Annotated in this window: 14 protein-coding genes and 6 tRNA genes; 17 read left to right on the forward strand and 3 right to left on the reverse strand. The window is 43.4% G+C overall.

Going from position 1 to position 21050, the window contains the following annotated elements:
• Positions 1 to 69: 69 nt before the first annotated feature.
• The 4 genes from K5Q73_RS18400 to K5Q73_RS18415 all read left to right on the forward strand — a co-directional run bounded on the left by K5Q73_RS18400 (position 70) and on the right by K5Q73_RS18415 (position 7190).
• Complete coding sequence (locus K5Q73_RS18400) at positions 70 to 3057, forward strand: UvrD-helicase domain-containing protein (RefSeq protein ID WP_220763153.1); 2988 nt, start codon at positions 70 to 72, stop codon at positions 3055 to 3057.
• Positions 3058 to 3358: 301 nt separating this feature from the next.
• Complete coding sequence (uvrB, locus tag K5Q73_RS18405; protein WP_220763155.1) at positions 3359 to 5338, forward strand: excinuclease ABC subunit UvrB; 1980 nt, start codon at positions 3359 to 3361, stop codon at positions 5336 to 5338.
• Between the two features lie 267 nt (positions 5339 to 5605).
• On the forward strand, positions 5606 to 6487 hold the full coding sequence (locus K5Q73_RS18410) for a phospholipase A (RefSeq protein WP_259650791.1): 882 nt from the start codon (positions 5606 to 5608) through the stop codon (positions 6485 to 6487).
• Between the two features lie 52 nt (positions 6488 to 6539).
• Positions 6540 to 7190, forward strand: coding sequence for a CatB-related O-acetyltransferase (locus tag K5Q73_RS18415; RefSeq protein WP_220763156.1), 651 nt, complete (start codon positions 6540 to 6542; stop codon positions 7188 to 7190).
• 131 nt (positions 7191 to 7321) lie between these two features.
• Here K5Q73_RS18415 and K5Q73_RS18420 read toward each other — a convergent pair whose 3' ends face one another.
• The gene (locus tag K5Q73_RS18420) at positions 7322 to 8932 is read right to left on the reverse strand and encodes an ABC-F family ATPase (protein WP_220763158.1); all 1611 of its coding nucleotides are present in this window, start codon (positions 8930 to 8932) and stop codon (positions 7322 to 7324) included.
• Positions 8933 to 9179: 247 nt separating this feature from the next.
• Positions 9180 to 10169 carry a LacI family DNA-binding transcriptional regulator gene (locus K5Q73_RS18425; protein WP_220763160.1) on the reverse strand — a complete coding sequence of 330 codons (990 nt, stop codon included), beginning with the start codon at positions 10167 to 10169 and terminating at the stop codon, positions 9180 to 9182.
• Positions 10170 to 10502: 333 nt separating this feature from the next.
• Between K5Q73_RS18425 and K5Q73_RS18430 the strand changes: the two genes are divergently transcribed.
• From K5Q73_RS18430 to K5Q73_RS18450, 5 genes are all read left to right on the forward strand, one after another.
• On the forward strand, positions 10503 to 11537 hold the full coding sequence (locus K5Q73_RS18430; protein ID WP_220763162.1) for an NAD(P)-dependent alcohol dehydrogenase: 1035 nt from the start codon (positions 10503 to 10505) through the stop codon (positions 11535 to 11537).
• Between the two features lie 3 nt (positions 11538 to 11540).
• Complete coding sequence (gene xylB, locus K5Q73_RS18435; protein ID WP_220763164.1) at positions 11541 to 13037, forward strand: xylulokinase; 1497 nt, start codon at positions 11541 to 11543, stop codon at positions 13035 to 13037.
• Complete coding sequence (locus tag K5Q73_RS18440; protein WP_220763166.1) at positions 13037 to 14521, forward strand: sugar ABC transporter ATP-binding protein; 1485 nt, start codon at positions 13037 to 13039, stop codon at positions 14519 to 14521. The genes xylB and K5Q73_RS18440 overlap by 1 nt, the downstream gene beginning before the upstream one ends.
• Positions 14522 to 14531: 10 nt before the next feature.
• Complete coding sequence (locus K5Q73_RS18445; RefSeq protein WP_220763167.1) at positions 14532 to 15569, forward strand: ABC transporter permease; 1038 nt, start codon at positions 14532 to 14534, stop codon at positions 15567 to 15569.
• 97 nt (positions 15570 to 15666) lie between these two features.
• Positions 15667 to 16668 (forward strand): substrate-binding domain-containing protein, encoded by a 1002-nt coding sequence (locus K5Q73_RS18450; protein WP_220763191.1) that lies wholly within the window; start codon positions 15667 to 15669, stop codon positions 16666 to 16668.
• 37 nt (positions 16669 to 16705) lie between these two features.
• Here K5Q73_RS18450 and K5Q73_RS18455 read toward each other — a convergent pair whose 3' ends face one another.
• Complete coding sequence (locus tag K5Q73_RS18455; RefSeq protein WP_220763175.1) at positions 16706 to 17230, reverse strand: D-lyxose/D-mannose family sugar isomerase; 525 nt, start codon at positions 17228 to 17230, stop codon at positions 16706 to 16708.
• A 458-nt stretch (positions 17231 to 17688) separates the two neighbouring features.
• On the opposite strand from K5Q73_RS18455, the gene K5Q73_RS18460 reads away from it, so the two are divergent.
• The 8 genes from K5Q73_RS18460 to K5Q73_RS18495 all read left to right on the forward strand — a co-directional run bounded on the left by K5Q73_RS18460 (position 17689) and on the right by K5Q73_RS18495 (position 21010).
• The gene (locus K5Q73_RS18460; protein ID WP_220763177.1) at positions 17689 to 18186 is read left to right on the forward strand and encodes a VF530 family DNA-binding protein; all 498 of its coding nucleotides are present in this window, start codon (positions 17689 to 17691) and stop codon (positions 18184 to 18186) included.
• 379 nt (positions 18187 to 18565) lie between these two features.
• Positions 18566 to 19777, forward strand: a complete 1212-nt coding sequence (locus tag K5Q73_RS18465; protein WP_220763179.1) for an MFS transporter — start codon at positions 18566 to 18568, stop codon at positions 19775 to 19777.
• 333 nt (positions 19778 to 20110) lie between these two features.
• A tRNA-Met gene (locus tag K5Q73_RS18470) sits at positions 20111 to 20187 on the forward strand.
• Between the two features lie 14 nt (positions 20188 to 20201).
• Positions 20202 to 20278 (forward strand) — tRNA-Val (locus K5Q73_RS18475).
• A 37-nt stretch (positions 20279 to 20315) separates the two neighbouring features.
• Positions 20316 to 20392, forward strand: a tRNA-Met gene (locus K5Q73_RS18480).
• A gap of 2 nt (positions 20393 to 20394) precedes the next feature.
• A tRNA-Val gene (locus K5Q73_RS18485) sits at positions 20395 to 20471 on the forward strand.
• A 189-nt stretch (positions 20472 to 20660) separates the two neighbouring features.
• Positions 20661 to 20737 (forward strand) — tRNA-Met (locus tag K5Q73_RS18490).
• 196 nt (positions 20738 to 20933) lie between these two features.
• A tRNA-Met gene (locus K5Q73_RS18495) sits at positions 20934 to 21010 on the forward strand.
• The last annotated feature ends 40 nt before the right edge of the window (positions 21011 to 21050 follow it).

Genomic DNA, 21050 nt, shown 5'->3' on the forward strand with positions numbered 1-21050 from the left:
CATTAGCGCTATTTGCAGCTTAGATAACTTGATACTATGCGGCGGTATTTTACCAATCAGAGGTTGTAAATGGAGCTTAGGCGACATTCTGTTGAGTTCGGTTTTCTGCAAGGGATCATATTCTGTAATGGTGCCAAACTTTGTGAACAGGGATTAACCATAAACGGTAAGCTCTATGCTTACCCGCAGTTTGATCAAACCGTTGAAGTCCGAGAAGGCTGGTTTACTCAAACATTAGTTTGGGGAGATACGCGTTTTAGTTTTTTCCGCTTTATCGACAGTAAACCTTTGTTTAAATACGCCCTGAAAAACCATTTGTTGCATAGCAAGGCGGCGCTACAAGGCAGCTATGATGAGCTGCTTGCAGATATTGCGCGTTTTGACAGTTGCTTTGGACAACATAAGCGATATTTGCGTGATTCAGATAAAAGCCAGTTGCAGCATGAGTTTCAAGATTCATTAGCGGCATTTGGCCGTGTGGATAATTTTGCTCAGTTAGGGTTTGATACTCACTCATTTAACTGCAGGCTAGCTAAGTTCATTAAGCAGCCTGAGGCATTTACTGCAAAATATAATCAGTGGTGGCAGGAAAAGCAGCTAGATGCTCACCAGCAGTTGTTTGATTCGATAGAGGCAAACCCGCTTACGGCATTGCAGCGTCAGGCCTGTGTTATCGATGAGAATAACACCTTAGTGATTGCGGGGGCGGGGACAGGTAAAACCAGCACCATGGCGGCAAAGGCTGCTTACTTGGTTAATCAAGGTTTGGCTCGGCCCGAAGAGATCTTGATGCTGGCCTACGGTAAAGATGCCAGAGTTGAGCTTGAACAACGGTTAACGAGTATTGCAGGAGACCCCTCCGAGGCAAATGGAGCCTTGTCTAAAGTAAAAGTCAGTACCTTTCATGCATTAGGTAAGGAGATTATCCAGTACTACTTAAATCGCTCGACCCAAGTGTCTGTGTTGGCGAGTGATGATAAGCGTCTAACCCAATTTGTCGATCAACAGATCGACGATATCGTAGCCGATCCACAAATGGCCGATCCCGTTGCGGATTATTTTGGCCGCTATCTGTACCCACAGGTTAACGAACTGGATTTTAACAGCCAAGGTCAATACCGAACCTATCTTAAAAACAACGAGATCCGTGCATTATCAGGCGACCTCGTTAAGAGCTTTCAAGAACTTACCATCTGTAATTATCTTTATAGCCACGGCATTGAATTTAAATATGAGCCGAAATATTGTATAGACAATCATGAGATCTCTGAGCCTGGAAAGAGCGTTTACCAGCCTGATTTTTATATTCCGCTGCTTGATGCTTATCTAGAGCATTTTGGCCAGGATAAACAGGGAAATACTCGACCTGATATCGATAAAGATGCCTACCAGCAAAGCCGAGAGTGGAAGATTGCGCTACATAAGCGACATAACACCTGCCTGTTGCAAACCTTTAGTTGGCAGGCTGAAAAAGGTGGATTAGACAAGGTTCTAGAAGCGCTATTGTGTGAGCGCTGCAGTGAGCTTGGCATTGAAGAGAGTCAACTTTTTAAGCCTATTTCGCCGCAAGAGGTATTTGCTCAGGTTAAGCACTTAGGCGTGTATCGTAATGTGAGCCGCTTGATGTCGAGCTTTTTGGGGTTGTTTAAGTCCTCCAGCTATACCTTAGCAGGGCTTGAATCCATTAATATGCCAAAGGGAACGGGCAATAAAACTTCAACCTATAACCAACTAAGGTGGAAAGCATTCTTACATTTATTTAGGTGGGTTTATAATCGTTATGACAATCAGCTTAAATCACTAAATACTTTAGATTTCTCCGATATGATCGCCGAAGCGCTTAAGATAACGCGAACCGAGGATTTTCATCAGAAAACGGCTGAGCGCTTTAAATATAAATACATTATGGTCGATGAGTTTCAGGATATCTCAGCAGAGCGTGCCAAGTTGGTGACTGAACTGCGAGACTCTAGTCCAGGCTGTGCCCTGTTTTGTGTGGGCGATGACTGGCAGGCCATTTATCGGTTTACAGGCAGCGATTTGGGTTTAACGACTCATTTTAGTGAGACCTTCGGTGCGACCCAAACTGTGATGCTGGATAAAACTTTCAGATTTAATGACAAAATCGAAAAGGTGGCTTCACAGTTTATTCAGGCAAATCCTGCTCAATTAAAAAAGCGGCTTACAACCCATAGTAAAAGTGACAATCCACAAGTTTGTTTGCTGATAAACAGTAAAGAGGCGGCAATTGCGCAGGCTTTTGACAGTATCGATGAAGTCACAAGGCATATAGAAGGAGATAAGCGAGCGACTGTGATGTTAATCGGTCGCTTCAACGCATCGCTTAAAGAGTTGGGTCATTGGCAGCGCAGTTATCCTCAGTTTGCTGTTTCCGGTTTTTCAGCCCACGCCTCGAAAGGTAAGCAAGCCGATTATGTTATCGTGCTCGACGTGAATAACGACAAGTATGGTTTTCCGTGCAAGATAGATAGTGATCCTATCTTAGAAGCTTTGCTGCCAAAGCTAGATGCTTACGCCGATACCGAGGAGAGACGCTTGTTTTATGTTGCACTGTCGCGGGCAAAACAAACGGTATTTGTGCAGGCCGAATTAGGTAAAGAGTCCGCTTTTGTTAAAGAGCTAAGAGGCTATGCAGGCGATATTCGCGTTTACCTTAACGATCTCGCTCCCTTGTACCATGAGCAGCTTTGTTGCCCAGAGTGCAATGAGGGAAAACTTATCCCAAGAGAGGGGCGTTATGGTGTGTTTTACACTTGCTCATTAGGGCAAGAATATTGTGATACTAAGCTTGAAGCATGTCGTGTCTGTCACAGCGCTCCAATGCTTCGCAATGAAACACATCACTTTTGCAGCTCAGCAAAATGTGGCCATAAGACTCCAGTCTGCCCAAAATGCATTTCGGGTAAATTAGTTAAGCGTACCAATAGCCGTACTGGCAAAGCCTTCCTTGCCTGCAGTTTACATAAGCAAGGGGTGGCTGAAAGCTGTCAGTACACCTGCAATGTGCCGGATAAAACACAGGAAACGGCAGCTTAATGATATCTATCGAGCCTTATGAAGTAAGGCTAGGGCTAGGGCCAGAGCTTAGAGGCTAGAGATTATGGCTAATGTAAGTTCAAGATATGCTTAAGGCTAAGGTGCAGGTGAAAGCGAAAGTGTGCTATCAATATTTTTGATGGCACATGATTACAGTTAAGCGTTAAATTAGTAAATCAATTACTTTATTCGATTTAAACCAGCCTGCTAGCCATCGACTAAGCTTGATACTCTATAGTTAATCTAAGCTGTGGAGTGTACTAATGACTTTGCAGCGAGACTTGATTAAAGGCGAGTGCTTATGTCTAAAAATACCTTTATCTTACATTCAAACTATACGCCTTCAGGCGATCAGCCTGAAGCCATTGCTCGCTTAGTCGATGGGATTGATAATGGAAACAGCCATCAAACCTTAAAAGGTGTTACGGGCTCGGGTAAAACCTTCACTGTGGCCAACATCATTCATAGGTTAAAACGGCCGACGATTATTCTGGCCCATAACAAAACATTAGCCGCGCAGCTATATAGTGAAATGAGGCACTTCTTTCCTGAAAACGCCGTCGAATTCTATGTATCATATTACGATTATTATCAGCCAGAAGTGTACCTTCCCGGTAGCGATCGCTTTATTCGTAAAGACTCAGCCATTAACGAGCACTTAGAGCGGCTGCGATTATCAACCACTAAGGCCTTGATTGAGCGTAGAGACGTTATCGTCGTGGCGTCTGTCTCGTCGATATATGGTTTAGGAGATCCTGATGCCTACCGTTCCTTGCAAGTTAAGCTCTGGCTAGGACAAGAAATAGACCTTGATGATTTAATCCAGCGGTTGGAGCGGTTGCAGTACACGCGTTGTAATCGCACTATCAAGCGGGCGACGTTTTTAGTACGTGAGGGAGTGATTGATATCTTTCCTGCTGATTCCGAGCATCAGGCGCTGACAGTTGAAATTGAAGCTGGCCGAGTCAATCAATTGTATTGGATTGATGCCATCAGTGGCCAGCAACTCGAGACAATCGCTGAATATTGTGTCTCGCCAAAAACCTTGTATTCGGTATCTATAGAGCAGGTGGAATTGGCCTGCGGGCAGATAATGAACGATATGGAGCAACAGGTCGCTATACTCAATGCAGATAATAGACTGACTGAGGCGGCGAGGTTATATGAGCGCACAGTGTCAGATCTTGAGCTGTTGCAATTACAGGGCTATTGTCCAGGTATTGAGAATTATGCTTCCTATCTAAATCAGCGCGACCCACAGTTACCACCAACAACTTTGTTTGACTATCTCCCTAAAGATGGTTTGCTGTTTATTGACGAGTCACATGTGATGATCCCGCAGATATCGGCCATGCATAAGAGTGATCAGAGCCGTAAGAACACACTAATTGATTTTGGTTTTCGTCTCCCTTCTGCCCGTAACAACCGTCCGTTGAGCTTCACTGAGTTTGAAAGTATTAAGCCACAAACCATTTTTGTGTCAGCCACTCCGAGCAACTACGAACTAACAAAATCAAAACAGCAGGTATTTAAGCAGATTATTCGTCCAACAGGTTTACTCGATCCTGAAATTGAAATTCGTCCTTCTGACAATAACCTTGAGGATCTGGTTCAAGAGATAGCCCTTAGAGTGAGCGGCAACGAACGGACACTAGTGACCACCTTAACCAAGAAGAGCGCAGAGTCGTTAAATGACTTTTTGTCTGCCAAAGGGTTTAAGGTCAGCTATTTACATTCAGATATCAAAACCAACGATAGGGTCGAGATCATAAAAGCTCTGCGTGTGGGAGAGATTGATGTGCTGATAGGGATTAACCTATTGCGTGAAGGTTTAGATATTCCTGAGGCCTCTTTGGTGGCGGTACTCGATGCAGATAAAGCCGGTTTCTTACGCTCAGAACAGGCGCTGATTCAAATTATCGGCCGAGCTGCGCGTAACGAGAACGGCAAAGCGATTCTATATGCAGATAAAGTGACAACTGCGATGCAAAGTGCCATCGACGAGTCTGCTGAGCGACGAGGCCATCAAATTATCTATAACATGGCCAATGGCGTAGTGCCTAGTTCATCTAAGCGTAGACTCGACTCTGGTAGTCAAACTCAGGTTGCAGTTAGCCACATGGATAGGGCGCAATTTTGTGAGAGTCTGTCAGCCCTGTGTCAGCAGATCACTGCCAAGGAGAAGGAGTTACTCCTTTGTGTCGATGAAGGTGGCGCGGATCAGGCTAAGGTTATTCGAGAGCAGCTTATTGCGCTTTATCGTCAGTTTATCTTTATGTAATTACAGCATGTTATCGTGGTTGATTAAGTCATAACTCAGGGGCCTGCATGGGCTCCTTTTTACTTATTAAAAAGGCTAAGCTACAGACAATTTACGGCATTAAAGACGGAAACTGTAGCTTAGCCTTTGGTTTTTAAGGCGAGGATTGGCGCTGAAAGGTGTAAAATCAATATAATTCCAATATATTAAGATATTGAGGCGAACATCAGGAAATAACAAGTATATTGCTGATGTCGTTCGTCGTTATTTAATAGGGAGATAAATAACTTGAAGCGTATAAGCAATATAAATACCTATATTAAAAATAATACCAAAACCAATGTTATTTTGCTGGCAAGCTTACTGGCTGCAGGTTCACTTCAGGCAAAAGAGCTGGTCACTATGAGTAATGATATCACTGGAGTAGCAGGTTTAACTCCTGCAGATGATCTTTATAAACTTACGGTGTTTGATAACAATTTCATTTTACCGGTTTACCAAACGCAATCTGCAAATCAAGCTTACTACGCTCCTCAAAACCCAAATAATGACGAGATCAGCGAAACCAATGTGCAGTTTCAGCTCAGCCTAAAATATGGCATCGCGAATAATCTATTCACTGATAATGATGGCTTCTACATCGCTTACAGCCAAATATCTAATTGGCAGGCATATGACGACTCAGCCTATTTCCGAGATTCGCAGTATCAGCCGCAAGTGTTCTGGTTTTGGCAGCACGGAGACGCTACCGATGCGTGGAAAAGCACTAGCTTAGGTTTCGAGCACCAATCAAATGGCAAAGGTGGCGTTTATGAGCGAAGTTGGAACCGTGTTTATCTCGAGTTTTCATTAGCGTACAAGGATATTGTATTCAGTATAAAACCTTGGTTGAGAGCGGACTTTTCAGGCACGGATTATAATCCTGATATTGAAGACTATATGGGCTATGGCACTGTCAAAGGGGATTGGTATTTTGGTGAGCATCAAGTGAGCCTAACCATAAGAAACCTGGTAGAAAGTGGCTTTTCTAAAGGCTATGAAGAATTGAGCTGGCGCTTTCCAATATATAAAGGCTTAAGAGGTTACCTAAAGCTGCAAAGTGGCTATGGCATGACAATTTCTGATTATAATCATTTTGATAACGCAGTCGGCATTGGCATTGCGCTGTAAGATTGAGTGGTTATTGAATCAACTTTACTAAGTTAACATTTCAAGGTCTAAAATGAACCAGTTCACCAGTTGGCTTGACTCTAAAAAGCTTAAAGAGCAAGTCGTTAACCCCAATATTGAAGTGGGTGAGTACTCATATTACTCTGGCTTTTATCACGGCAAATCTTTTGAAGATCAAGCTGTGCGCTATTTGCTGGGTGATGGCTCAACCATAGATGTGTGGGAGGCCGGGGTATTTGGCGAAGTTGATAAGCTGATTATCGGCAAGTTCTGTTCAATCGCTTCTGGTGCGTGTTTTATGCTGGCGGGTAACCAGGGCCATCGACTGGACTGGATTTCAACCTATCCGTTTTCCCAAGAGACCTTTGGTGATGGGGTTAACAGTGGTTTTGAGCGTGCGGGCAACACTGTTATCGGCAACGATGTGTGGATTGGCTCTGAGGCGATGATCATGCCTGGCGTGACAATTGGTGACGGCGCGGTGATTGGCGCGCGTGCAGTGATTACTAAAGATGTAGCGCCTTATAGCGTGGTGGTCGGCAGTAACAAGCTGGTTAAGCTGAGGTTCGAGCCAGAGTTAATTGCTCAGCTGTTACAGATAAAGTGGTGGGATTGGCCGCTGGAGAAACTAAAAGGTGCCATGCCATTAATGTGTAGCGCTGATATTGAAGGTTTATATCAATATCATCTTGAGCATCAATAGGCTTTAGCTAGAAGGTGAAGTTAAATTCTGACCTTAATGGTTTACATAAAAAATGGCGCTGACCGTCAAGGTTAGCGCCATTTTTTTCATTGGACTGACAAGACATGCTTGATGGCATGCCCAGTTATCAATTAAGCGTTCTTCTTGGCTTCATTTTCAGCCTGACTTGCCATGTACTCATTGAAGGTACCCTGGAAGTTAACTAGCTTCTTGTTTTTAACATCGATAATACGCGTTGCCAAAGATGAAACAAACTCACGGTCGTGGCTAACGAAAATCAGCGTACCTTCATACACTTTAAGCGCATTATTTAACGCTTCGATCGCTTCCATATCCATGTGGTTAGTTGGCTCATCCATTACCAGTACGTTGATGTCCATCATCATTAACTTACCGAATAACAGACGGTTTTTCTCACCACCAGAACAGTTACGCGCTTTCTTGTTGATGTCGTCTTCTGTAAATAATAGACGGCCTAGCATGCCACGTACCATTAGGTCGTTATGCTTTGGAAGGCGCCACTGAGACATCCAATCAAATAGGCTAAGGTCATTGTCAAAGTCTTTGCTGCTGTCTTGTGGGCAATAGCCGATAGACGCGTTTTCAGACCATTTGATTACGCCATGGTTGTTTTGTAATTCATTTACTAAACAACGTAAGAAGGTTGATTTACCCACACCGTTCTCACCAATAACGGCAAGCTTAGCGCCAGCTTCAAGGATTAACTCGCCGCCTTCAAATAGGGTTTCGCCGTCAAAACCGTGACCAACGTTTTCAAGAATAAGCGCCTGACGGTGCATCTTCTTGCCATCATCGAAACGCAGTGATGGTGTCATACGGCTTGAAGATTTAACTTCATCTAAGCTGATTTTTTCTAGCTTCTTAGCACGAGAACTCGCTTGCTTCGCTTTAGACGCGTTAGCACCGAAACGGTTAACGAAGTCTTGAAGTTCGGTCATTTCAGCACTTTTCTTAGCGTTACCCGCAAGCAACTGCTCTTGAATAAGTGAAGATGCTTCCATGAAGTACTCGTAGTTACCAGGGTAAATACGTAGCTCGCCGTAATCAATATCCGCCATATGGGTACAAACAGTGTTTAAGAAGTGTCTGTCGTGCGAAATGATGATCATGGTGCACTTACGTTTGTTTAGCTCTTCAGCCAACCAGTTAATGGTATGAATATCCAAGTTGTTGGTTGGTTCGTCCAGTAGCAAGATATCTGGATTTGAGAACAATGCCTGTGCCAGTAGTACACGCAATTTAAAACCGGGTGCGACTTGACTCATTAAGCCAAAATGGAACTCTTCTTCGATACCGGCTTCAAGTAGGATTTCACCTGCACGGCTTTCAGCACTGTAACCGTCCATTTCAGCAAACTCACTTTCAAGTTCGCCCACTTTCATACCATCTTCTTCGCTCATTTCTGGCAGTGAATAGATACGCTCACGTTCTTGCTTGATTTCCCACAGTTTTGTATCGCCTTGAATTACCGCGTCAATAACGCTGTATTCTTCAAATGCGAACTGGTTCTGGCTCAAGGTACCGACTTTTTGACCAGGGGTAATTGAAACATTACCTGAAGTCGGTGCAAGCTCGCCACTGAGGATCTTCATAAAGGTGGATTTACCACAACCATTTGCGCCGATTAAGCCGTAGCGATTGCCGTTACCGAACTTAGCGGAAATGTTTTCGAATAATGGCTCTGGGCCAAACTGCATCGTAATATTTGCGGTAGAAATCAAAAGAGTATCCTGAGTGAATAATATAAAGTGAAAGCCAAAGACGCTAACAGGTTAGTGAGACTAATCCTGTTCGAGAGGCAAAACAGCCGCGGATTATACAGAGGTAGGTGCTTAGATGTCGAGCAATCATGCGATGAATCAAGGCTTATTTATTTGATAGGCCTTGTTTTCATCGTTGACGACGCTTTTATAGCGAAGGGTATCGCGTATTATTAGTACATGCAGGCATTAGCGGGAAGTCGGACGGCTATTTGACGACTGTTCCTCTAATGATGATATCAGACAGCTTGTTGCAGTCTTCAGTTTCAATTGCACGAATAAGCTGGGTTACCGCATGGTAACCAAATTCTTCAACATCATGCCTAATACAAGGTATAGAGATCCCAAAATGAGTTGCTGTTTTGATTTCATCAATGCTGTAAAAATGAATATCAGTACCTAGGCGGTAGTTGTGCTGCACACAGGCTTCTAGGGCGCCTAAGGTGATTTGGTTGTTTAACCCAATAATGGCATCTGGCTTTTTCTCTGTAAGATACTGTTCTACTAATTGTTTAGCGAGCTCAGTATTAAAGTCTGCTTTTATCACATCAACTTGAATATTTGAGTCTGCTTCTTCTGCAGCCATTTTTAGTCCAGCAAGCCTTGAGTTGGCGACTTTGGAGTTTGCTGAGCCTGAGACTATTAATACCCGTTGGTAATCTTTTGATATGACTTCTTTACCCAACTTGTAACCTGAGTCAATGTTATCTAAATACACGCCGCAGACATGGGGCGCTTCAATGTGTCTGTCTAGTAACACCACAGGAATAGATAACTTCTTTAAGGTGGCAAAGTAATCTGGAGTGTAATGCTCATCTTCTGAGATCACCGCAATGATAATACCGTCAATGTTATAGCTCATTAGGGTATTAACCGCATTTTGCTCCATTTCTTGTGATTCATCAGAGCTAAAGAATAAGCAGTTATAACCGGTTTTGTTGGCACTGCGGATAATGGACTTTACCGCGCTGGCGAAAAACGGGTTGATGATAGTTGGCACGATCACGCCGATGGTTTGCGAGCGAGACTTTAACCCTTTGGCCATAAAGTTGGGAATGTAGCCCATCTCTTTAGCTATCTTTTGGATCTTCTCACAAGTATCTGGCTTTACTTTCTCTGGTGTCGATAGGGCTCGACTCACCGTAATTGACGATACATTAGCAACTTTAGCTATGTCTGCTAGCTTAATTTTTTTCATCTTATTCTCTGGGCTGAAGTTACCGCTTGCTTGATATAGCTGAGCGGTGAAACGAGCAAACGCCTTAGTCGGTTATCTAATGTTCTGTCGGCAATCATATTTGAGTTTTTGTCATTATAACAGTAATTAAATGTTATCGATGTCATTAATGTGCACTTGTAAATATTAGTGGTTGCTGATTGTTTTTAAAAATGAAAACAGTTATTTCCATTGTCTTGGCTGCATCCCGCAGATTTTGTGAGTTAAAACGCAGTCGTCATTACCGCAAAAGATTATCTTAATTAAAAGTGTTAATGATATCGATAACATTAAATATCAAAAGGGAAGCATTACATGAAAGCTCTGGTACTTGAACAAATCAATGAACTGGTATTAAAAGAGATTGCCACTCCAGAACATGTTGGCGCACATGACGTAAAGATCAAAATTCAAGCCGTTGGCATTTGTGGATCAGACGTTCATTACTTATCTCATGGTCGCATTGGTCACTTTGTCGTTGAAAAGCCGATGATCCTTGGTCATGAAGCGGCTGGTATCGTCACCGCGGTGGGTAGCAATGTTAAGCACCTTAAAGAAGGTGACCGAGTGTGTATGGAACCGGGTATTCCTCAGCCACAGTCTGCAGAAACCATGGAAGGGATCTATAACTTAGACCCAGATGTACAGTTTTGGGCTACACCTCCTTATGATGGTTGCTGCTCTGAGTACGTTGTTCATCCTGCAGCGTTCACCTTTAAAATTCCTGAGCATATGAGCTATGCAGAAGGTGCCATGGTCGAGCCTTTAGCTATTGGCATGCAGGCTGCGACAAAAGCTGAAATCAAACCCGGTGATATAGGCTTAGTTTACGGCGCGGGGACGATTGGTGTTATGTGCGCGCTATCAGCACTTGCGAGTGGCTGCGCTGAAGTCATCGTGGTTGATGTAGTCAATGAAAAGCTAGCAACGATTAATGATTATGACGGCATTACCGTGGTTAATAGCTTAAGCCAAGATGTGGCTAAGATTGTTGCGGCTAAAACTGGCGGTCGTGGCGTTAATGTAGTGTTTGAGTGTTGCGGCGTTGAAGCGGTTATCACTCGTATATGTGAGCATGTAGCGCCAAATGGCACGGTTGTTTTAGTGGGTATGCCTGTTGAACCAGTTAAATTCGACATTGTTGCGGCTCAGGTGAAAGAGATCACCTTCAAGACCATCTTCCGTTACGCCAATATGTACCCTAAAACCATCAACCTTATCGCTTCTGGCAAGTTAAACGTTAAACCGTTAATCAGCAAAACGTTTAAGTTTGAAGACTCACTTGAGGCCTACGCTAGAGCGATAGAAGCCAATCCTTCAGATGTGAAGATTATGATTGAGATGGAGTAACGGATGAATATTGTCGCGGGTGTCGATTGTGGCACACAGGGCACTAAGGTCATTCTGGTTGATCTCGACACATCTTGCGTGTTGGCTGAATGTTCAGCTCCCCATGAATTGATCTCTGAATCCAATGGCCGACGTGAGCAGCTGCCAAGTTGGTGGCTTGATGCTTTAATAACGGCTTTTGAACAAGCGGTAATTACGGCGAATATTGACCCTAAGTTGATTAAAGCCATAGGGGTGTCGGGCCAGCAACATGGCCTAGTCGCTTTAGATAAGCAGAGTGAAGTCATTCGCCCAGCCAAACTTTGGTGTGACACTGAAACCGCCCCAGAGAATGCACAATTATTGCAGATGCTAGGTGGTGAACAGGCGTGTATCGACAAGTTAGGCCTTAGAGTTGAAACTGGCTACACGGCTTCAAAGATCCTCTGGATGAAGCTGCATGAGCCTGAAAACTTTGCCAAGATTGCCCATATTTTACTGCCTCACGATTACCTTAATTTCTGGTTAACCGGTGAGTTCAGCGCCGACTATGGTGATGCTTCTGGCACAGGTTTATTCGATGTGCGTAATCGTTGCTGGAATGAGGAGGTGTGCGCGCTTATCGATCCTAGTGGCAATCTTTTTAACGCGTTGCCAGCACTACACTGCGCGGAAAAGGCCGCTGGTGTGGTGATAGGTCAGGCAAAAGAACGTTTAGGTTTAAGTGATAACGTTGTGGTGTCATCTGGCGGTGGCGATAACATGATGGGCGCTATCGGTACCGGTAACGTCAAAAATGGCATCATCACTATGTCGCTTGGTACATCTGGCACTATCTATACCTTCTCTGACACACCTGTGGTGTTAAAGCATCCGAGTATTGCCAATTTCTGTTCAAGCTCAAATGGTTGGATGCCGCTTATTTGTACCATGAATGTGACCTCCGCCACTAGCCTAGTGCAAGACGTACTCAATATGGATCTGATTGAGTTTAATCAATCACTTGACGCCTCTGAGATCGGTGCTGGCAATATCAGTTTCTTGCAGTTCTTTAACGGCGAGCGCGTGCCTGCATTACCAGACGGGAAAGCATCTATCCATGGTTTAGATGCGGCCAACTTTACCCGTGACAATTTAGTGCGTGCTGTGGTTGAAGGCGCCACCTTTGGCCTGAAATACGGTTTAGAGTTACTGCGTGATGCTGGGATCAGCATTGAGCAGATCAGATTAATTGGCGGCGGCGCAAAGTCCGCTCATTGGCGACAAATGGTTGCCGATGCAATGAACTGTGAAGTGATTTGTCCAGAAGTTGAAGAAGCCGCAGCCCTTGGTGCAGCCATTCAAGCAAGTTGGGCGCTTACTGGTGTAATTAGCTTTGATGCCATTGATGAGCTCATCGTGCTTGATGAAACTAGCCGTACTTTACCTATAGCTAATAACGTTGCAGCTTACCAATTAGCGTATCAAAGATATGTGTCTACGTTAAATAATCAATATCCACAATTACAGGGGCAGTGCTAATGAGTGCTCCAGCTTTATTGTCGGTCAACTCGGTTAAAAAATCTTTTGGTGAAGTGAAAGCGCTTAAGCATATTAACTTCACCCTTAATGCGGGTGAAATCCATGCCTTATGTGGTGGTAACGGCGCTGGTAAAAGTACTTTCCTAAGCATTGTGATGGGTTTTTTGCAGCCAGATGAAGGCAGCATCATGGTTAATGGCGAGCCTAAAGTGTTCGCTAATGCTAAAGAAGCCATAGCAGCAGGGATCACCATTGTTCAGCAAGAGCTGAGCATGATCCCAAACCTTACCGTTGCTGAAAACATCTATCTTGGGCAAGAGCCGCGTAATCGTTTTGGGATTGTGGATTTTAAAACACTCAACCAAAGAGCTCAGGCTCTTATGGATGAATTGGAGTTTGATATTCCGGTTAATGCCATGCTCCACACGTTAAGTGTTGCCCATCAACAATTGGTAGAAATTGCCAAGGCGTTGTCACACTCCAATGCCAATATTGTATTTTTAGATGAACCGACATCAGCCATTGGCGAAGAAGACTCTAAGAAGCTATTTAAAGCGATTAAGTCACTTGCAGCTAAGGGGAAAGGCATTGTCTATGTCTCACATCGATTATCTGAAATCTTTGAAAACTGCAGCCATTACACAGTGTTTAGGGACGGAACCTATATCAGTGAAGGCCTAATCGATGAGATTACTCGAGAGCATCTTATTGAGCGGATCATTGGTGGTCAGATCAACGAAGAGTTTTCAAAGTTCAATCAGCCTAGCGAACAAAAGCTGTTAGAAGTGAAAAATCTAACATCAAATAAATTCAATGATATTTCATTCTCGGTCAATAAAGGCGAGATCCTCGGGATTTATGGGTTAGTGGGTTCAGGCCGTTCTGAAGTCCTTAATGCTATTTTTGGCGTTGATGAATTTTCAAGTGGCACTATCTACTTTAACGATAAAGAGTTCAAAAAACTTAAGCCTAGACAAGCGATAAAGTCTGGTATGGCATATGTCACCGAAGACAGAAAATCGTCAGGTTTAGTATTGAGTAGCTCTGTAGGTGACAACATCTCAATCTCTTCGCTTGAGCAATGCTCAACTTCTTTTGTTGTGAATGAAAAACAAGAGAAGCAGCGAATCGAATCAATGATCGACCTATTTAAGATTAAAACGCCCAATAAAGAGCAAATCGTTGGCAACCTTTCTGGTGGCAATCAACAAAAGGTAGTGCTTGGTCGCTGGTCATTAACCAACCCACAACTGCTTATGCTCGATGAGCCAACACGCGGTATTGATGTAGGCGCGAAAAAAGAGATCTACAAATACATGTCTGAACAAGCTCTGCAAGGGAAGGGGATCATCATGGTGTCTTCTGAATTGCCAGAAATAATCGGCATGAGTGACCGCATTATTGTATTTAAAAATGGTGAATTAGTCAGCGAGCTGTCGCAGGCTGAAGCCACCCAACAACTGTTATTAAGTCTTGCTTCTTAGGATATAAAAAATGAATACATCTGTTGCTACAGATAAGAGTCTGAGATTACCCATTACTCGACTAAAACCACTATTACATAAATACGGCATCGTATTAGCGTTTTTGTTTATTTGCGCGACCATCGCCGTATTAGGTGAAGTCTGTATCCATAATGGCATGTGGGATAGTAATTATTTCTTAACACAAGGCAATTTGTTGTCGGTTTTACGTCAAGTTTCTATCAATGGCATTTTGGCTGTGGGTATGACGTTTGTAATTATTGTTGCCGGTGTCGATTTATCTGTGGGCTCAGTATTGGCGCTTGCGGGGATTGTTGCCGCCCGCTTTGTGACAACCTCAGAAAGTATGCTGATTGGTGGTTTTGATTCACCTATTTTACTACCGCTCATGGTGGCTATTTGTATCGGTGCCATTTGTGGCTTTTTAAACGGCTACATTATTTCAAAATTCCGTCTGCAAGCCTTTATCGTGACCATGGGGATGCTGTCTGTTGCCCGCGGTATGACGATGTTAACAACCGATGGCAACCCAGTATCCTCGCTTGATAGAGGTTTCAGAGCATTAGGTAATAGCTACACCTTTGGCATTCCTACTCCTGTGGTTATCTTTGCTGTGATTTTTGTTGCGGCCTGGTTCCTACTGAATAAGACGGTGTTTGGTCGTTATGTATTTGCGGTCGGGGGTAATGAAAAATCGGCTCAAACATCAGGTATTGACGTGCATAAGGTCAAGGTGGCGGTTTACACCCTATGTGGCGTAATGGCTGCAATTGCTGGTTTAATTTTGACAGCTCGTACGGGTTCTGCTCAAACAAGCGCGGGTTTTGGCTATGAGCTTGATGCCATTGCTGCCGTAGTTATTGGTGGTACTTCTATGGCTGGTGGACTCGGCACACTGACGGGCACCTTGTTTGGCGTGCTGATTATTGGTGTGATGAATAACGGCCTTGATTTACTCGGCGTTCAGTCTTACTACCAACAGATCATTAAAGGCTTGCTTATTGTTGCTGCAGTAATGCTTGACCCATCTAGAAAGCAGTCTCGTTAAAAGATAGACGTTAAATATCTTGTTGAAAACACGCAGGTTGAAAGCAAACTCTTTAAAAAGAGTCGCGATAAAAATAAAAGAAAAGGGCATGACTAAAATGAAAAAAACCATTATCTCTACATTACTCGGCAGTACATTAGCGTTATCTTCTGGGGCTGCATTTGCTAAAGATGACATTAAAATTGCGGTGTTAATGTACGGTATGAAGGCTGAGTTTGTGCAACTTATGCAGCAAGCGGCATACAATCATCCGTTAGTAAAATCGGGTGAAGTTAAAATCACTATGTATGATGGCCGTTATGATGCTTTGGTACAAAATAACCAGGCTGAAACAGCTATTCGTACTAACCATGATGCAATCATCATTAACCCGATGGATTTTAATGCCAATATCGATGTTGTGGATATGGCGAACGACGCGGGTATTCCGGTTATTGTTACCAATGCACGCTTAAATACCAATCAAATGACCGCTGAAGTGGTGTCTGATGACGTTGAAGGTGGTTACTTAGAAGCTAAGTTCATTATGGAGCAAATTGGCTGTAAGGGTAACGTGGTTATTCTTGAGGGACCAAAGGGCGGATCAGGTGAAATTCAACGTGGTCAGGGTAATGAAAAAGCAATCGCTGAATGCCCTGAGGGTGCAGTTAAAGTACTTGAGCGTAAGACTGCCAACTGGTCCCGCGCCGAAGGTATGACCTTAATGGAAAACTGGTTGATGAAGCATCATGGTAAGATCAATGGTGTTATTGGCCAAAACGATGAAATGGCACTGGGTGCAATTGAAGCGATTGAAGGCGCGGGTGACACTGTTGATAACTATGTGATTGCTGGTATCGATGGTGTAACTGATGCATTGCATGCAGTGAAAAGTGACAAAATGACGTCAATTTTGCAAGATGCTAATGGTCAGATGCAAGGCTCTATCGATGTGGCATTACGTCATATAATTGGAGAGCAGTATAAGCCTGCTTCAGGTGTGTGGCAGCAGTATGCAGACCAGTTAAATTGGAATAATGGCGACTCTAAGCGCTATGACATCCCTTGGACAGTGGTGGATCAACAGAACGTAGATCAACTTCTAGAAGTACGTAAGTAGCAACTTGCCAAACAGGGCGTAGGTTTTCTGCGCCCTTTTATAAACGGATCCGACTCGCTCGGTTAATCTCTTTGTTGGTAAATAGATCTGCGTCATCGTTCGACATCGTTGAAAACTCAGAAACCACAGCCCCTTCGCTATGAGCTTTAAACCAATGCTTTGTATTGGGATTTAAGGTTAACTGTTGGCCTTTTTCTAACACCACTTCGTGAAACACTGTGTAGTTGTCTATATCTGTTGGTAGATCAACACTAGGTTTTGGAGTTTTGCTCCCTTCAATAAACACACTTACTTTTCCATATCGACAGCGAAAGGTTTCTTCTTTACCTTGTTGCTTTCCAATAGTCGGGTGAACGTGCTCAGGACAAATTTGCTGAGGTAGCATAATGAGCTCTTTAGCGCAGCACCGCAGAGTGTTGACATAGGTATGAATGATCAACCCTTCCTGATTAAAGTTATTCAAACCAAAATCTGTAAACTCAAGGTTTTCAATCTCGTGTTTAGTGAGATACATACCAGCAAGGTGTAAAAGTTGGTTTACTTGGGTATGGATGTTAGCCATAGCTCACTCTCTTAATTTGGTGATTGCCATTTTGGGACAAGATAATATGTCGGCTAGTTGATTTAAATATGTCATTGATAACTATGAAGGCTAGGTCACACCTATCTCTTAATCTGTACACCAAATTTGGCTAAATTGGCCAGTTCCCTCATGCGCTGCTTTATAATGTGTGGCTAAAAATAAGTGGGCGTTGCTAAACACAGATGTTATCTCCTCCTCTTTATAGCCCTTGTTACAGCCCTTTTTAGCGCGTAATTGAAACAAATTCATTGGCTAGGCAGGTTGGTTTTGGTAAATAAATGAATTTCTAGAACGATTTTCGTGGGTGATAATGGCTTTTTGTTGTTATTATTAAGGCACAGTATTGACCAACGTTATGATTGGTCTTGAGTATTGATTAAATGATGACCATTTTGTCGGTGCTTGTGCTTTACTTCTCTGCCATATTTGGACGCCCCATGATTGAACATCAACAGAACAACCCGCTTCACGGCCTAAAACTTGAAACTATGCTAACTGAGCTTGTGAAGTTTTATGACTATAAAGTGCTTTACGCCGCTCTTAGACTGGCATGCTTTAACTTAAATCCGAATATGGAATCATGCGTTAAGTTTTTGAAAAAAACTGAGTGGGCGAGGGAACGTGTAGAAGCTTTTTACCTATACCGTTTTAAGCGCATGCCAAAAGGCAATGAAGCACAAATGGCACTTAAGCCACGTGAACGTGGTTATGCAGACGGTATTGTGCCGCGTAAACCTGAAAAGTTAACTGTGGAATTAGTTGCAGAAATGCGCACTAAGGCCATGGAAAACTATAAGGAAATGAAGAAAAATGGTTCGCGCCCTCGCTTTGGTAAAGATAAACCCAAAGCACAAGATTCTTATGCGCAAAACCGTCGCAGTGGCTCGAAACGACCTGCAGCGTCACAAGATCCAACTAACCCTTGGGGTAAGTAATCTCTCTGTTATGCCTTAAATAACAAGGCGAGCATCGGGTAAAAATGAAACGGGCATTCAGTTGAGTGGCCGTTTTTTATTAGTGATAGTTAGCTCTCATGCATTCTATGCATAGTATTGTTTCTGATTATTCATTTGTGTCATGTTTTACGCCGCTGTAGGATGCGCGTCTTCTTTTCTCAACCTCAATATCCATGCGTTCTCAAACTCTATTCGCGCAGCTGCTGCGCATGACCTCCTTGTTAATTTTTACACTCATATTGGTCCACTACTGCAAGCCTTTACTTGATGCATTTAGCCTTAATGCAACAGATGTAGGTTGCCATCAGATCCCTAAACCAATAAACGACAATACACATGTAGCAAATGAGGTACACCAATGAGTATCTTTCGCTTCCCCGTTTTAGTCTGGTTAGGCATTGGCATTCTTATTATTAGTCTTGGAGTCCGCCAGTCATTTGGGATCTTTATGATGCCGATTTCAACAACCTTTGATCAAGGGCGTGAGTTTTTTAGTCTAGCAATTGCGTTGCAGAATTTATTGTTTGGTGTATTTCAGCCGTTCGTGGGGATGGCAGCGGACAGGTTTGGCTCTAAAAGAATCATTATGCTTGGATCATTAGTCTATGGTTTAGGGTTACTGCTTACATCAATATCAACGACAACAGAGATGTTTTACGTGTCTATAAGCATGTTGATTGGGTTGGGACTAAGCGCCACCAGTTATGTGGTGGTGCTTGGCGCTGTTGCCAAAGTAGTACCTGCCGAGCATACAGCAAAGGCATTTGGCTTAACTACGGCAGCAGGTTCATTTGGTATGTTTGCAGTGATCCCTGGAGCGCAAAGTTTACTAACAGAGTTTGACTGGCAGACTGCACTACAGGTATTCGCATTGCTTTGCTGTTTCATGTTTGCCTTTGCTTCATTTATGAAAACGGTTAAGCCAACTGAAATGAGTCCTGAGCAATTAGATGACCAAACCTTAATAGAGGCACTTAAACAGGCCTGTACTAATCGTAATTACTGGCTTATTCATATGGGCTTTTTTGTTTGTGGTTTTCATGTGATGTTTATTGCCACTCATTTACCCAGTTATCTAGCGGATAAGCATTTGGATAGCTCAACGGCAGCCTTAGCTTTGGCTTATGTCGGGATATTTAACATCTTTGGCTCATACTTTTGGGGAGTCATGGGGGATAGGTTTAATAAGCGCTATGTAATGAGTGCACTCTATTTAGTGAGAACCGTCGTTATTGCTGCTTTTGTCACTTTGCCAGTGACTAACCATACCGCTGCAGTGTTTGGCGCGGCGATTGGATTTTGTTGGCTTGGCACTGTGCCGCTGACTTCTGGCTTAGTGAGGCAAATTTTTGGGGCGCGCTACTTATCAACGCTATATGGTTTAGTGTTCTTTACTCATCAGCTAGGCAGTTTTCTTGGTGCCTGGGTTGGTGGTCGTATCTATGATTATTATGGCAGTTACGATCCTATTTGGTGGAGTACTGTTGTATTAGCCTTTATTGCGGCTTTACTGCATCTACCTATAGATGATAGGCCTATGGTAATAAAGCCGAAGCTTGTATTGAACTGATCTGGATAGACTATCTAGGTAAAAGAGCCACTAATAAAGTGGCTTTTTTGATGTTTAGTGCAGTTGGGATGACAGTTGAGCTAAAAGCGATATTGATAAAAGTTGCTTTAAGGGATTATTCTCTTAATAAAATGGGTTAAAACTTGGCAAAAAACATTCTCGTTTGTAATTGTTTTACTTAAAAAATGCCTAAAACGATTAAACACCGCCCAACTTGGCCAGCAAATCACCGCTTAACACATAATTGTGCTTTTTTACTTGCAACATTCACGCTATCGCCATACTATAGCGCTCGTTCCAAGGCAACTGCCAAACGAACAGCAAGAACACAGTCGCGGGATGGAGCAGTTTGGTAGCTCGTCGGGCTCATAACCCGAAGGTCGTTGGTTCAAATCCAGCTCCCGCAACCATTTTCTTGAGCAGTACAACCGTAGCTCAGTTGGTTAGAGCACTACCTTGACATGGTAGGGGTCGGTGGTTCGAATCCACTCGGTTGTACCAATTCTTTTATAGAAGAGTTTAAAATCTATTATCCTGTCGCGGGATGGAGCAGTTTGGTAGCTCGTCGGGCTCATAACCCGAAGGTCGTTGGTTCAAATCCAGCTCCCGCAACCAATACAACCGTAGCTCAGTTGGTTAGAGCACTACCTTGACATGGTAGGGGTCGGTGGTTCGAATCCACTCGGTTGTACCAATTCTTTTATAGCAGAATCAAAACATCTATTATCCTGTCGCGGGATGGAGCAGTATAAAAGCTACTCGGACTCAACTCTTTATAAAAGAAAGGCGAAGGTCGTTGCCAGTTCTTTTATAGAAAGTAATCCAGCTCTCGCAACCAATTCTTTTATAACAGAATCAAAACAGTTATTAGCGTCAACACGGACGCGGGATGGAGCAGTTTGGTAGCTCGTCGGGCTCATAACCCGAAGGTCGTTGGTTCAAATCCAGCTCCCGCAACCAATTCTTTTATAGCAGAATTAAAACAGTTATTAGCGTCAACACGGACGCGGGATGGAGCAGTTTAAAAGCTACTCGGACTCAACTCTTTATAAAAGAAAGGCGAAGGTCGTTGCCAGTTCTGTTATAGAAAGTTATTCAGCTTCTGTAATCAATTCTTTTATAGCAGAATTAAAACAGTTATTAGCGTCAACATGGACGCGGGATGGAGCAGTTTGGTAGCTCGTCGGGCTCATAACCCGAAGGTCGTTGGTTCAAATCCAGCTCCCGCAACCAATTCTTTTATAGCAGAATTAAAACAGTTATTAGCGTTTAT

Source organism: Shewanella sp. MBTL60-112-B2 (assembly GCF_019655055.1).
In the GTDB taxonomy this organism is placed as follows: domain Bacteria; phylum Pseudomonadota; class Gammaproteobacteria; order Enterobacterales; family Shewanellaceae; genus Shewanella.